Below are 13,889 nucleotides of genomic sequence, written 5' to 3' on the forward strand. Positions count from 1 at the left end.
TTAACAGCTAGCAATAACTCCTTTCTTCCAAACTAATTACATCAAAATAAAGGATGAAAAGATGAAACCTTTTCCAAGGCTTGGTCGCTTAAAGGCGACCTACTTAGCCATGCTCGGCTTATCGATTGCCCAACCAGCAACCGCAGAAGAATCATTTGTTACACAACAAAGTAAAGCGGATGCCCTTACATTCACTTTGATCACTGGGGACAAAGTATCGGCTGTTGTCAATAAAGACGGCAAGCTAGGCGGCATTCGATTAGTGAATGCAGATAGTTCAGATACATTCACCAGTATCTTTAAACGTGGTAACAACACCTATGTTGTTCCAAACCATGCTCAAGCCTTAGTTGATTCAAATGCGATCGATTTAGAGTTATTTAACATTAATAAGTTATATGAATCGGGTTACGATGATGCATCAACCGACGCGCTCCCCGTCATTGTTGAATACCGCGACGGCACCCTTGCAGGATCTGCAGTCCCAGCAACGCTTGCTGGTATGTCATTAACCGGTGAAATTGAGCTAATCGACAGCGCCGCATTTGCAATCAACAAAGACAAAGCAGCGCAAACTTGGCAAACCCTGGTTGCACAAGCTGACGTTGAAGGTATTTGGCTTGATGCTGTCGTTCATGCTCACAAGGTTACCCAGTCAGAAACACTGACTCCAACAGTCTCACTAACCGGCGCATATGGTGAGTCAGCGATTAACTATAATGGCGAAGGTATTAAAGTTGCCGTACTTGATACAGGCTACGACACCGAGCACCCAGACTTACTAGGTCGTGTCATTGCATCACGTGATTTTACGTATTCGAGCAACGGTGTAGATGACTTAAATGGTCATGGAACTCATACAGCCTCAACCGTTGCAGGCAATGGCCATGAGTCAGCAGGCAAATGGGTCGGTGTGGCACCAGCCGCCGATTTAATTATCGGTAAAGTACTTGGTAATACTGGAGGAGGATCAACCTACGGTATTTTAAATGGCATGCAATGGGCGGTGCTTTCAGAACAAGCTGACATTGTAAATATGTCATTGGGTGGCACAGCAACAACCTGTAGTGGCCCATTGGTTGAGATGGTTGAAGCGCTTAGCGATAAGGCTTTATTTGTTATCTCTGCGGGCAATAGCTTTACCCGTGAAACGATTGGTTCACCGGGCTGCGCGCCAAGTGCATTAACCGTGGGTGCTATTGATCGTGATGGCAATACGGCGTCGTTCTCTTCACGCGGTCCATCGCCAGATGGCCACTCAGCAAAACCAGATATTGCCTCGCAAGGTGTCTCTGTGGTTGCCGCGGCTTCTGGTGGCTTAGGTGATACGGCCTACCGCGTGTATTCAGGTACATCAATGGCTGCCCCGCATGTTGCCGGTGGTGCTGCAATTGTAATGCAAGCTCGCCAAAACCTTACGCCAAAAGAAATTAAAGACGTGCTTACATCATCTGTATTTAGTAGTGATTCTCACGTCCTTGAGCAAGGTGCCGGTGCCATGAATATCGACCGTGCCATTGACCAAGCTATTGTGGCCCCTGCAAACCGTGAACTTGACTACTTTGATAATGCCAATAGTGCATTTACCGAAACACAGATCACGTTAACAAACACCTCTGATGAAAATATTAAATTAAAATTGAAATTAGATTTAATCGGTGAAGATGGCAAAACACAATTACCGGCGACCTTGGCAGGGTTAGATGTTAAATCTGTGACAATCCCAGCCAAAGGTGTTGCTCAAGTCCCTATGTGGATTGACCCTAGTGTGGCACTTAATAACAGTGCTTATGGTGCAATTACAGGTCGTATCACAGGCAAAACCGTTGGCAATACCGACCAACAAGTGACTGTGCCAGTGTCATTTTGGATTGACCAACCTCATTTTAATTTAACTGTTAACCTGACTGATCGCTGGGGTAATCAAGCAGGCTCTCCATCTAAGCTTTACTTAATAAATGAAGAAGATGATTGGGGCAGTCTTGTTAGGCTCACTGGCGGTAAAGCCAATATCGATGTACCTGCTGGTTACTATACGTTGATTGCTAACATTATGACTTACGATAATCCGCAAACCAGCTCTGGTTTAGTAGAATCAGCGGCACAAATGGCTGTATTAAATCGTAAGATTGATGGCAAAACAGAGATTAACTTTGATGCACGTAACGCTCAGCCTGTTACCTTTAAAGCTGACCAGCCTCTTGATCCACAAGGTTATTCGTTTGGCTTTACTTACGCGATTGACGATCAAGAAGTTGCGAAGCTTGCAGCTATCGAAATGGCTCCTGATTACGTAAATGATATGTATGCATGGTCACAAGGTCATGACGATCGCTTTCGCTCATTTATCACCACCCGCGCGGTAGCTCCAGAAACAACCGTCACTATGCAAAACGGAGTTGAACTTGATTACATCAAACAAGGTTTAGCACTGTCTTTTCATGGTGAAGGCTCTGCAGAAGTCGTGCCTGTCGGTGATGCTGGCTACAGCACTGATTGGAGTCAATTTGAGTTAGACGGCAAAATTGCGCTTATTACTAATCCTAATTACCTCACGTCTTACATGGTCGGTAATGCGATGAAAAATGGCGCCAGTGGTGTGATCTTTTATCGTCCTGGTCGTGGCGGTCGATATAAAGGGACAATCACAGGCACACCAAAAGTCCCCGTGATTGGTATTAGTACCGAACAAGGTGAAGCCTTAATGGCAGAAATCGAGGCTGGCAACAATATCGTTAGCTGGTCTGGTATTGCGGCTGAACGCTCACCTTATGCTTATTCAATAAACCATATTGTTGATGGCCGAATTCAATCTGGGCAAATCAATATTGCTGAACATAAAATGCATAAAATAAGTGCGTCTTATCACTCGCAAAATGATGAGCGCCCTGCATGGACTGATGTTATGGCAATGACCAACAGTACCGGGGAGTTCTACTCAACAGGTAGCTCACAGTTAATTATGTTACCTCATCAGCGTGATGAATATTACACAGCAAGTACAAAAAATGCATGGACGAATGTCGTTATGCCAAACTATCAAATTCAAAGTGGTGGCGCTTATTTTGATGGTCCACGCGCAATGACTGAAGGTGCTGAGCAAAACACCACTTGGTTTAAAGGTCCACGTGCTGGTAGCTTGGGCAGCAGTGGCTCGGCGATTATTAGCCGCGATACCAATGTTCTTTACTTTAACCTTGCCTCGTTTGGCGATGCCGCAAACCATGATGGTATTTTTGGCTTTATGGGTAGCTCAGCCTTTGGTTTAAAAGTAAATGGTGAGCCAGCATCTCCGTATCAAGGTACGTTAACTCTTGAGCCGGGCTCTCATCAAATTACCTTAGAAATGCGTTCTTATGCCCGTGGTGTTGGTGAGCGCTCTCCAATAAATGATAAGCTAGGTTCTCTTTACCAAGGTTTCTATACATTTACGGCTGACGAGCAACAACAAGGTGTTCAGCCAATTTTAGTGCCTATGGTTGATTTACCGGTTGATATTAATAACAGCATGAAAGCGGGTGAAGCGGCTCAAGTTAAGTTAACGGGTTTACTAGACGGTGTAGGTGAAGTGGCGCTGGCAGGTGTACAGTTCCAATATGCATACGGCCAAGAATGTACGATTGCTAACGTGCCTGCTTATATCTATTGCCCTGTATCAACGAAGTTCTCAAGCGAAAACTGGTTAGATGCACAAGTTGAACACATTGACGGTGAATGGGTAGCTACGATCCCTAATACTGGAAACGTCGGTGACTTTGTCCATATTCGAACGATTGTTTCAGATTATGGTTCAAGCCAAGCAGAGCAAATTACCATGCGAGCTTACATGTTAGATTAATTAGTTAGCGCTAATCAGCAAAGCCGCCTTCGGGTGGCTTTTTTAATGTAAAAACAACTTGATCAAGTATTAAGAATCTAAATGCTCGTACTGACCACGATACACTTCGAAAGTCTTCACAACGGTGTGTTGCTCTTTACTTAGATTATCAAACCAGGTATCGAAACGCTCATCATCATCTTGTTCACTCAGTGCTAAATACTGTGCTAACAACTCAATAATATCGTTGTGAGTACACGACAAGGTGTCTACATGACTAGCTAAAACAGAGTGGTCTTTATCGCGAAGCGTGTTCATTACATTTTGATCTAGTTCTTCACGGCTAGTTTTATCATTCACTTCCATATCCCTCTTTAAAATAAGCACGCATACCTAGTTATAACAGCCTTATCGACAATATCCAGCTTTTTAAATCTAACTGCTTATTGATTGCTCAGCTTGTACAAAATTAAGACAAACCAATATAAATAAGAATCATTTTTATCTTGACCCAAACAGTCAATCACCCTATGATTGCTACATTATCACATAACAAACAGGTACATTATGAAGCCAAATATCCACCCTGATTACCAGCAAGTCGCGTTTCATGATACAGCGGCAGACAGCTACTTTATTATTGGTTCGACAATTAAAACTTCGCGCACGATTGAACTTGAGGGAAGAACCTACCCTTATGTGCCAATTGACGTATCAAGCGATTCACACCCGTTTTATACCGGTAAGCAAAAAGCCGTTGCAAGCGATGGCCGTGTTGCTGCGTTTAATCGTCGTTTCAAAAACTTAGCTAGCAAGTAGTTGCTATTAAGGAAAGAACATGAAAGTGTTAAGTTCATTAAAAAGCGCGAAGAACCGCCCGGGCTGCCAAATCGTAAAGCGTAAAGGTCGTGTCTATGTTATTAATAAAGACAATCCGCGCTTTAAAGCCGTTCAAGGTAAAAAGAAAAAGCGTTAAAAAAGGTGCCTAGGCACCTTTTTTAAATTAAAGTAATTTTAACTCAATAACTTACTTACCAAATAGCAATTCCCAAAAACCTGGCGGCTCATGTAGCTCATGGTATTTCTTACGTAGCTCATCAATAGATTTAAGCGGCGCTTTTGCAGCTTCAAGGCCACGGGTCGTTGCAAGTTGCTTAGCTTGCTTTGCTTGATTTATGACTTTATCAAGCCCTTCTAAAGACGCCGTTTTATGCTGTTTAAAATCAGCTGTTTTGGCAGTCTCTAACAACTCAATAAATTCATCGATAGCGGTATTAAAGGTAGCTAAATCAGTTGCTCGCACTGAGTTTTTATAAGCAAGCCCCATGTTTTTCATATTGGCCTCAAGATCAATATCGGAGGCGGCACTCAAACTAGAAAAAAACAGCAAAAAAATGACAAGAATTAATTTCATAAGATACTCATGTGTAAAACCTTGTCGCCATTATAAACCGAAAAATGTCACTGGCCTAATACATGAGCTTCTCTTAATTTTCACTAAAATAGTACTATCTAGAAAGCGCATCAAAGAACAATAATTATCATTTATATTACATCAATAATAAATGGTGACAGCACTAACTTAAAACCATATAAATTCATAAGATATTGTAATAGAAAAGCTTATTTATACTACAAATTGCTACGAAGTTTTTATTTGCATAAAATAGGAACAATGATAAAGTGCATCACGTTAACAATTAGAACACTTAGTTAACACCCCAACTCAGGGATAAAACAATAAAGTAACAGGTGAAACAATGATAAAAAATAATTATTTAGGTGCTAGCATAAAGCTTGCTCTATGCTCATCGGCACTTGCCATTTCTAGCCAATCGTTAGCTGCTGAAGAAGAAGGCGCAAAATCAATTGACCGTATCGAAGTAACAGGGTCACGCATTTTACGTGAAGGTGCTATTGCCCCTGCTCCAGTTACAGTGATAAGCGGTGAAGACTTAGTTAATACTGGCGCGGTTAATATTGGTGAGGCACTAAATAAATTACCAGCACTTGGTAATACTTATTCACTATCAAACTCAGGCCGTTTTATCGGTACTGCGGGCCTTAACATTCTTGATTTGCGTAATATGGGCACAGCTCGTACACTTGTTCTTGTCGATGGCAAACGCCATGTTTCAAGTTCTGCTGGTACTCAATCAGTTGACACCAATACAATTCCAAGTGTTTGGGTAGAGCGTGTTGAAATTATCACCGGTGGTGCATCAGCTGTATACGGTGCCGATGCTGTAACAGGCGTAGTTAACTTTATTCTTAAAAAGAATATCGAAGGCTTAAGTGTTAGTGTTACCAAAGGTGCCTCTGAACTAAGTGATTACAAAAACGAAAAAGCAACGTTTTCATACGGTACAAACTTTGATAATGACCGCGGTAATGTTGCCTTTGCTGTTGAATACTCAGGCCAAAATACATTAAATGCGCTTGATCACCCGTGGACTGATGGCTCTTTCTTTAGCTTGCGTAACCCAGCTCAAAATGAAGAGAACAAAGACGATCCAAATTTCCCTGATAAAATTTACACACCAAATGCTGGCTATTATGCGATTAATAATGCAGGTGTTTTTGCATCAAGCAATGGCTATGTTAACTCATTCAACCCAGATGGCAGCCTTCGTGACATTTATATAGGTGACCGAGTAGATGGTCTTGCATGTGCTGACTGTGATTCATTTAACCTTGCTCAATTCAATGAAATTCAGCCAGAATTTGAGCGCTACAACGTAAACTTTAAAGTAAACTATGACGTTGCTGAAGATATGAATGCTTATTTCGAAGCAAAATATGTAAACAGCGAAGGCGAAAGCATTGGCCAGCCAGCATTTTTCTTCTTTAACCCTAATAACAGCATCAAGATTGACAACCCATACCTTGACTCAAGCGTTAAAGATCTAATGGAACAAGAAGGTGTTAGCTCAATCATGGTTAACCGTATGATGACAGATTTAGGTCGTCGTATTGAAAACAACACACGTGAAACAACCCGCTTTGTTGCAGGCTTAAGAGGCACAGTATTCAATGACTGGGAATTAGATGCATCAGTTGTTCATGGCCAAACTGACTTAGAGCGTATTAATGGCGCTAACATGATTATGGCAAACTACTACAATGCTCTTGACGCAGTTGATGATGGCGAAGGTAATGTTGTTTGTCGTAGTGAAGAAGCGCGCGCTGAAGGTTGCGTACCAGTAAACATCATGGGCTTTGGCGCACCAAGTCAAGAAGCGATTGATTACATTAATACAGTATCAACAGGTACTTCTGAAATTACTCAAACAGTAGTAACAGCATCACTTGCAAACTCAGCAATTTATGAATTACCAGCAGGCTATGTTGGTTTTGCTGCCGGTGTTGAATACCGTAAAGAAGAAAGTGAAACTAAAGAGCCTGATAACGCAGTAGGAACGTTCTTTAACGCACTTGGTGAAGACAAAGGTGATTTTGATGTAAACGAGATTTACTTTGAAGCATCAATCCCGCTACTAGCTGACTTGCCACTTGTTCAAGACTTAGTACTAGATACAGCGGTACGTTATGCTGACTATAGCACTATTGGCGATGCAACAAGCTGGAAAGTTGGTTTAGATTGGACTGTGAACGATCAATTACGTGTTCGTGCAACACAATCTGAAGCACTACGTGCGCCAAACATTGGCGAAATTTTCGGTGCAGCGAGCCAAACATTCTACAACGTTGATGACCCTTGTTTAGCAGATAACCTAGATGATTTACAAAACTCAGAAGTTCGCCGTGCAAACTGTGCAGCATTAGGTGTTCCTGCTGGTTTTGAATCAGATTACGATTCACAAACGCTTGAAGGTTTAGTAAGCGGTAACAAAGATGTTAAAGGTGAAGAGTCAACCAGTACTACAATTGGTTTAGTTTACCAGCCATCATTCCTAGAAAACTCAGTTGTTACAATCGACTATTGGAAAATTGAATTAGAAGACGCTATTACAACGATTGCTTCTCAAGAAATTCTTGACCGTTGTGTTGACGCTGAAGGCGGTATTAATAACCAATACTGTAATCTAATCACACGTGATAGCAGCTCACATGAAATTACACTTATCCAAAACTCGGTATTAAACGTTTCTGGACAAGAAGTATCAGGTGTTGACTTTGAGTTAGGTTATGACTTTGATGCTCTAGAAGGCAACTTCTCTACACGCTTAATTGGTACTTACCTAATTGAACGTAAAGAGTTCCCATTCCAAGACGAACCTGAAGATTACATCGAGTACGCAGGTACAACGGGTGAAGCTAAATGGCAAGCTAACTTAACTATCTCTTATAAGCGTGATGGTTTCTTTGCAACCTTTGATACACGTTACCTAGATGAAGTAAGCCTTTACACAGACCAAGAATTAGAAGATAACCCGAATCCAAACAGCTTAATGAAGTTTGGTAGCTATGTTATTTCTGACGCAACCGTTGGTTATAACTTCGAAAGCGGCTTTGGTGTGAAAGTAGGTGTTGATAACATCTTTAACCGAGAGCTTCCATTCGGTACAAGAGGCACAGGTTCAGGTAGTGCAAGTTACGACAACATCGGTCGTTTCGGCTACTTAAGACTATCTTACGATTTCTAATCGTTAAAATTTGATTCTCTTGGGGCTGCACTTTTGTGCAGCCCTTTTTCTATCAGATATAAAAACTATCCTATTCCAATCATTTACTTAAAACCCACCAATTCACGCTATACTCTACCCTATCGGCCTTTTAACTTAATAAGACTATGCTCAAAACGGTATTTTTCATTATCTGTCTATTTTGCTTACCGAGTGTTGTTGCCAAGCAAAGTATTATTTTTATAAATCCAGGTCATGCTGATACCAATGTCACAGGCCCTTTTTGGTTTGAAGTATCGCAGTTGATGCGGGACGCTTCCAAAGACTTTGATCTCGATTTAACGATTCATTATGCCAACCGAAATCATATTGAAATGAAGTCATTAGTGGCTAATGCGATTAAAGCAAAGCCAGATATGCTGATTTTAGTTGATGAGAAAAGTGTGCTTACCCAACAACTTTTAAGCTTAAAGCACATCTCTACGCCCATCTATTTTTTACTTAACCGCCCATCAGAACAAGAACTAAACCGTTTGATTGATCATGGTATTAATATCGCAGGTAGCGTTGTGCCCGATAACAAACAAGCGGGTCAATTATTAGCTGAAAAACTGATTGAAAAAGCTCAGCACACGGCGAATATTCTCGCGATTAATGGTGATTACACCACCCATGCAGCACTTAATAGAGAGCAAGGTTTAGAGCAAAGTGTTCAAACGCATGATAATGCTAATATCACCGCTAAAACAGTTGCCAACTGGTCAGCAACACAAGCGTATCGCCAGAGTCTTGGCTACTTTAGCCATCAATCTAACATCAATATGGTTTGGGCTGCCAATGATGCCATGGCATTAGGGGCGATTGCTGCGCTTGATGAGTTAAATAAACGCAAAGATGTATTGGTTGGCGCAATAAATTGGCCACTCAGAGTTGTGGCAGAAAAAATAGACGTCACTATCGGCGGTCATGTCACACTAGGAGCTTTAGCTATAGTAAATGTTCATGATCTACTCAATAATTACGCAACCGGAACTATGCATCATGAAGTGGCCATTTTCAGCCAACATAGCGAACAAACGCTTAAGCTAGTTGAACAAATTCACAGTGATAACTTAGCAATTAACTTTCGCGTTTTCAGTAATGCGAATAAAAATGCCCTTCCCTTCAGTGTTGAATCACTTATTTTAGAGGCAACAAAAAGCGCACTGTAAAGGGCGTTGACAGTGCGCTTTTAAAGAGTTTTAAGGTTATAGTGATTGTAAAAAGCTAATTAACTGAGCTCTTTTTTCACTGCTAAGCTCTGTAAATTCACGCTTACTTTTTTCAGCTTCACCACCGTGCCATAGAATCGCTTCTTCTAGTGTGGCTGCGCGCCCATCATGTAAGAAACCTGCGGCTGGGTTGACTGTTTTCGTTAAACCAATCCCCCAAAGCGGACGCGTTTTCCACTCACGGCCTGTTGCCATAAAATCACGACGGTTATCTGCAAGCTCTTCACCCATGTCATGTAACAACATGTCGGTAAATGGCCAAATTTCTTGCCCTTTTACAGCCGCAGGCGCTGCAATACCGCCCAACAATAAAGCGGCACCATTTGCGGTTACAAAACGGGGCGTATGACAACCAGTACAGTTTAATTCGTTGAATAAACGTGCACCGGCTTTAACATCTTCGTCGGCAACATTACGACGAGCTGGCACAGCAAGCGTTTCTGCGTAAAACACGACCGTATCAGAAAACTCATCACTGGCTTCTGGCAATCCTTGCTCATCAGAACCGGTATCTTGATAGTTAGTACGAGATAAATAACTTTCGTGCATTAATGTATTAGCAATGCTTTCTTCAGGGAACAATGAGTTGGTTACCCCCATGTCACCACGCAGTGCACCTAGTGATTGCTGTCTGACTGATGGTGTACTGGCTTTCCAACCAAATCGTCCAAGTGATACAGGGTTTTCATCACCCGCTTTAGCCTTAACAGCATCAAATACCCAGTTTGCTTTACCTGAAATTCCATCGTTGTCGGCATCATCAACATCTTCAAGCGCTAGAATATCTTGCTCTTCAATCGCTTCAAGCAATCCAAGACCAAAGACAGGCATGCCATTACGGGCACTAAAACGTACATCTTCATTGGCAAGGGCACTTAAACTGAAATTTTCAGGTGAGTCCCATGCATTGTCGATAGTAAATACCGGCTTTTTCAACGTGACAGTACTTCCATCCGGGTAGCTAAACTCCGTGTAATCATAGCTTAGATATACATCAGCTTGGCCACCAAAATTATGCGTTTGCCAGTCTTCACGGGCTTGTAAAATCCCCCGGTGAAAGAGTTGATCCCCAAACCCTTCAACGCCTGTAACCTGACAAAAATCATTGATACTACTTGGCACTTCACATACGCCATCAGCTAAGCTAACGCGTAAAAAGATCCCTGCATCATTCGCTAACTTCACAGTTTGCTGTTCAGCGGTTGGAACAATAGTGCTTGGGCGACCATCTCGTTGGTGACAAGCATTACAGTTATTATTATTAAAAACAGGTCCTAAACCATCGAGTTCCGGGTGTGCATCATTCGGGGCTGTCGTAAAGGATGTTTCAAAATTAGCATCGCCAGTTAAGTGAATATCGAGTTCTGAATCACTTAAATTAGGCATAGGTGTAGAGAAACCATGGCCTGAATTATTGGTATCGAGGGCTGTCGCTTCACCAGCCAAGGCAACGACATCAATATAATTTGGATCAGTTTCGCTGCTTGTTGGTGGTGGTGTTGTCGTTTCGGTCGCGCTTTTATCGCTGGTTTTACTTCCACATGCCACTATAGATATGGCTGTGAAAACAAATAGAATTGGTTTAATTGCTTTTACATTCATGACGGTATCTTGTAAAGAGGGGAAGCAGGTGCTTCCCCAGCGATTATAAATTCCACTCTTTGATAAGTGGCACAACTTCTTCTTCAAGGGTCGCTTGTAATTCACCTAGCGCATCAATCGCTGTTTGAATTCGAACGCGACCAGCATCATCCTTAATCGCTTGTCTAAATGGCATATCATCTGCACCTGCAATGGCATCAATCGCTGCAATCGCTGCTGAAATTTGAGTTTCAACTTTCGCTGCTAGTTCAGCGTCACCGGCATTGATAAATGCTTTAAGACCTGGGCTGTCGTTTTCATCGCTGAATGTGCCTAAAAACACATTTTGTACACCAACAATGTTGTTGCTAAAGTCAGTTAATGAGTTCCAGCTATATTGTGATTCAACCAATGATGTATCAGCTGTGTCTTTGCTAGTACCGAATGGTTCTGCAATTTTACCGTTACCTACCTCATCAACAATACCGATAACACCATTGACTAACTCTTCAATAACACCTAACTCAGATGAGTATTTATCATTGCCCGGTGTTAATAAATAATCTTTATAAGCAGGTTCATCATCCGCATTTGCAGAGATAACCCATGCATCAACAAGGCTTTGTGTATGAATATTAAATACTTCAGCACATGCAATTAAGTATTCCATTTCACGCACAGTCATTTCGTCAATTGACTTATCGTTATCTTCAACGCCATTACCGAATAATAAAAACTCCATGGTGTGGAAACCTTGTACACCATCGTCAAAGTTCTTCACATTATCAGCCGAGAACGTTGTGTTACTTGCAAGTAGTGCTTCTAAATCAGCGGTATTCAGTGGCCAAGTATCAAGATGTGGATCAATTGATAAACTATCAACAGGACCAAAGATATGCGACTCACCTTGCTCCCAGAATACACGTGCATCTTTCCAAGCTTGTTGAGCAGCAGCCAGCGCAGCTTCGTTTTTGTTTTCTAATAATGTGAGTGTCGCGTTATGTAGAACCGTCGCCTTGCTGTTTAGCATTTCGTAACCATCCACAATCACTTGCTCAGTTACGTTTTCAATTAAATCAGTTGCATCATAGCTAAAGCCTGTTACTTCAGTAACGGGTGTGCTTGTGTCTGAAGAATCATCCGAAGAAGACGAACAACATGCAACAAGTGTTGACGCTAAAATGACAGCTGTGATGCTGTTTAATACTGTTTTCATCCCAAGGTTCCTTTATAGTTCTGTTGAAAATTTATAGCCAAGAGAGGCGCTAAAGTGAGTCGTGTCATCGATATCGTCTTGTGCGTAATAACGTTGACCACCCTGAAGTTTTAGAATTAAGTTTTTGTTTGGAAGGTAATTTAAACCAAAGTTAAGCTCACGAATGTCGTAACGATGGATAGCCGCACCACTGGCCACTTCAAGCATTGGGTTGGCATAATCAAACGAGGTAAATACATACAGCGGCGAAGATAAATCAAACAGCCCCTGCATATTATATGCAGCTTCTACAAATGCAGATTCAGCTTTACTACCAAGCTGTGCAAAGCTTCCTGGACGTAGACCCGGCGTTGTTTTATTCGCGGCAGTGATAGCAACTGAGTCCTCTAACTCGCCATATAAGTACTGACCACGGAACACAAGATCATCTAACGTCCATGCACCATGTAATCCGAGAATAGACACGTTTCCATCCGCATCAAGTTTGCTCTGATTGCGACGGTTATCTGATGTATTTGCCGTATAGTAACTAACACCAAAGCCTTTACCAGCTTTAACATTGCCATAATCAAGGCGTAATGTGAGCGCTAAATCATCTGCGGTGTTTTCTTCAAAGCGTTGCTGTGCACCACCCGCGACCCAATTAGTCGAACGGAAGTATTCAGAGTTAAGACCCGTCGTCACCAATGTTTGCAGTGTAAAGTCAGACCAACGAGAAATTAAGTTAACCCCAGTTTCATGCCAAACTTGCGGGATCATAGTTGCCTCACCCCAATGGCGAGTCGTGGTAAAGTATTGATCTGGCTTATTTAAGTCTGTGCCTAAGCCTACCGGAACATATATATGACCAAACTTGACTGTAAAGTTAGGGTTATATTCATATTCTAGCTGTAGCTTTTCGACAATAACTTCACCACCCGCTTCAACTTCTGATTCAAATTCGCCAAATTCTTCAAAGCCGTCGTATTCAAGCGTGGTACCTGTACCACCATGTTCATACTCAAGTTCAAATTCGACTTTCCATTTATCATCAATTTCATATTCGAACTCAGTAACAACACGCTCTAAATCTGTTGTGGCGCGGCGCTCTGGAGAAGTATCTTGAACGTTGTCAAACACTTCGTCACTTTTGTAAAGCAAAGTACCATAGCTTTTGAAAGTAAGTTTTGACTCTTTTTTGCTTACCGCTGTAGCAACGGGTGCTGCCTGCTCAGTAACAATTGGGGCTTTTTGTTGCACTACAACTTGCTGGGTGTTTTTTGCTTCTAATTGACTTTTTAAATAATCAATCGCTTTTTGTTGTTCAAGGAGTTGTTGTTGAAGTTTTTCGAGTTGAGCTTGCATGTCATCATTTGCAACACTGTAAAGTGGAGTCAAAACCAATGACACAGCGAGAGAGAGTACTGCTTTCTTCATTG

The 13,889-nt window shown here is 41.9% G+C and carries 10 protein-coding genes; 5 read left to right on the plus strand and 5 right to left on the minus strand.

Features of this window, described 5'->3' with window-relative positions; genetic code table 11:
• The first annotated feature begins 61 nt into the window (after positions 1–61).
• Complete coding sequence (locus AN394_RS07060) at positions 62–3,838, plus strand: S8 family serine peptidase (RefSeq protein ID WP_055021097.1); 3,777 nt, start codon at positions 62–64, stop codon at positions 3,836–3,838.
• Positions 3,839–3,907: 69 nt separating this feature from the next.
• Here AN394_RS07060 and AN394_RS07065 read toward each other — a convergent pair whose 3' ends face one another.
• Complete coding sequence (locus AN394_RS07065; RefSeq protein WP_408002938.1) at positions 3,908–4,135, minus strand: hypothetical protein; 228 nt, start codon at positions 4,133–4,135, stop codon at positions 3,908–3,910.
• Between the two features lie 249 nt (positions 4,136–4,384).
• On the opposite strand from AN394_RS07065, the gene AN394_RS07070 reads away from it, so the two are divergent.
• Both AN394_RS07070 and ykgO read left to right on the plus strand, forming a co-directional pair.
• Entirely contained in the window at positions 4,385–4,636 is a 252-nt protein-coding gene (locus tag AN394_RS07070) for a type B 50S ribosomal protein L31 (RefSeq protein WP_054562425.1), read from the plus strand.
• Between the two features lie 19 nt (positions 4,637–4,655).
• A complete protein-coding gene (gene ykgO / locus AN394_RS07075; RefSeq protein ID WP_054554561.1) occupies positions 4,656–4,793 on the plus strand; it encodes a type B 50S ribosomal protein L36 in 138 nt (45 codons plus the stop codon).
• Between the two features lie 51 nt (positions 4,794–4,844).
• Here ykgO and AN394_RS07080 read toward each other — a convergent pair whose 3' ends face one another.
• Positions 4,845–5,231, minus strand: a complete 387-nt coding sequence (locus tag AN394_RS07080) for a cytochrome b562 (RefSeq protein WP_054562427.1) — start codon at positions 5,229–5,231, stop codon at positions 4,845–4,847.
• 346 nt (positions 5,232–5,577) lie between these two features.
• Here AN394_RS07080 and AN394_RS07085 point away from each other — a divergent pair, with 346 nt between their 5' ends.
• Both AN394_RS07085 and AN394_RS07090 read left to right on the plus strand, forming a co-directional pair.
• Positions 5,578–8,424: a TonB-dependent receptor domain-containing protein gene (locus tag AN394_RS07085; protein WP_054562428.1), complete on the plus strand. Its 2,847-nt coding sequence runs from the start codon at positions 5,578–5,580 to the stop codon at positions 8,422–8,424.
• 146 nt (positions 8,425–8,570) lie between these two features.
• The gene (locus AN394_RS07090) at positions 8,571–9,614 is read left to right on the plus strand and encodes an ABC transporter substrate-binding protein (RefSeq protein ID WP_055021098.1); all 1,044 of its coding nucleotides are present in this window, start codon (positions 8,571–8,573) and stop codon (positions 9,612–9,614) included.
• Positions 9,615–9,650: 36 nt separating this feature from the next.
• Here AN394_RS07090 and AN394_RS07095 read toward each other — a convergent pair whose 3' ends face one another.
• The 3 genes from AN394_RS07095 to AN394_RS07105 are packed head-to-tail and all read right to left on the minus strand — an operon-like array spanning position 9,651 to position 13,887.
• Positions 9,651–11,276, minus strand: coding sequence for a di-heme oxidoredictase family protein (locus AN394_RS07095; RefSeq protein WP_055021099.1), 1,626 nt, complete (start codon positions 11,274–11,276; stop codon positions 9,651–9,653).
• A gap of 43 nt (positions 11,277–11,319) precedes the next feature.
• Positions 11,320–12,471, minus strand: a complete 1,152-nt coding sequence (locus AN394_RS07100) for an imelysin family protein (RefSeq protein WP_055021100.1) — start codon at positions 12,469–12,471, stop codon at positions 11,320–11,322.
• A gap of 12 nt (positions 12,472–12,483) precedes the next feature.
• The gene (locus tag AN394_RS07105; protein WP_055021101.1) at positions 12,484–13,887 is read right to left on the minus strand and encodes a hypothetical protein; all 1,404 of its coding nucleotides are present in this window, start codon (positions 13,885–13,887) and stop codon (positions 12,484–12,486) included.
• Positions 13,888–13,889 lie beyond the last annotated feature (2 nt).

Origin of the sequence: Pseudoalteromonas sp. P1-26, from assembly GCF_001401795.1 — a bacterium.
Lineage (GTDB): Bacteria > Pseudomonadota > Gammaproteobacteria > Enterobacterales > Alteromonadaceae > Pseudoalteromonas.

Bases quoted from the DNA above. Each gene is read 5' to 3' on its own strand.
- AN394_RS07060 (WP_055021097.1), top strand. From the start codon at position 62: ATGAAACCTTTTCCAAGGCTTGGTCGCTTAAAGGCGACCTACTTAGCC.
- AN394_RS07065 (WP_408002938.1), bottom strand. From the start codon at position 4,135: ATGAACACGCTTCGCGATAAAGACCACTCTGTTTTAGCTAGTCATGTA.
- AN394_RS07070 (WP_054562425.1), top strand. From the start codon at position 4,385: ATGAAGCCAAATATCCACCCTGATTACCAGCAAGTCGCGTTTCATGAT.
- ykgO (WP_054554561.1), top strand. From the start codon at position 4,656: ATGAAAGTGTTAAGTTCATTAAAAAGCGCGAAGAACCGCCCGGGCTGC.
- AN394_RS07080 (WP_054562427.1), bottom strand. From the start codon at position 5,231: ATGAAATTAATTCTTGTCATTTTTTTGCTGTTTTTTTCTAGTTTGAGT.
- AN394_RS07085 (WP_054562428.1), top strand. From the start codon at position 5,578: ATGATAAAAAATAATTATTTAGGTGCTAGCATAAAGCTTGCTCTATGC.
- AN394_RS07090 (WP_055021098.1), top strand. From the start codon at position 8,571: ATGCTCAAAACGGTATTTTTCATTATCTGTCTATTTTGCTTACCGAGT.
- AN394_RS07095 (WP_055021099.1), bottom strand. From the start codon at position 11,276: ATGAATGTAAAAGCAATTAAACCAATTCTATTTGTTTTCACAGCCATA.
- AN394_RS07100 (WP_055021100.1), bottom strand. From the start codon at position 12,471: ATGAAAACAGTATTAAACAGCATCACAGCTGTCATTTTAGCGTCAACA.
- AN394_RS07105 (WP_055021101.1), bottom strand. From the start codon at position 13,887: ATGAAGAAAGCAGTACTCTCTCTCGCTGTGTCATTGGTTTTGACTCCA.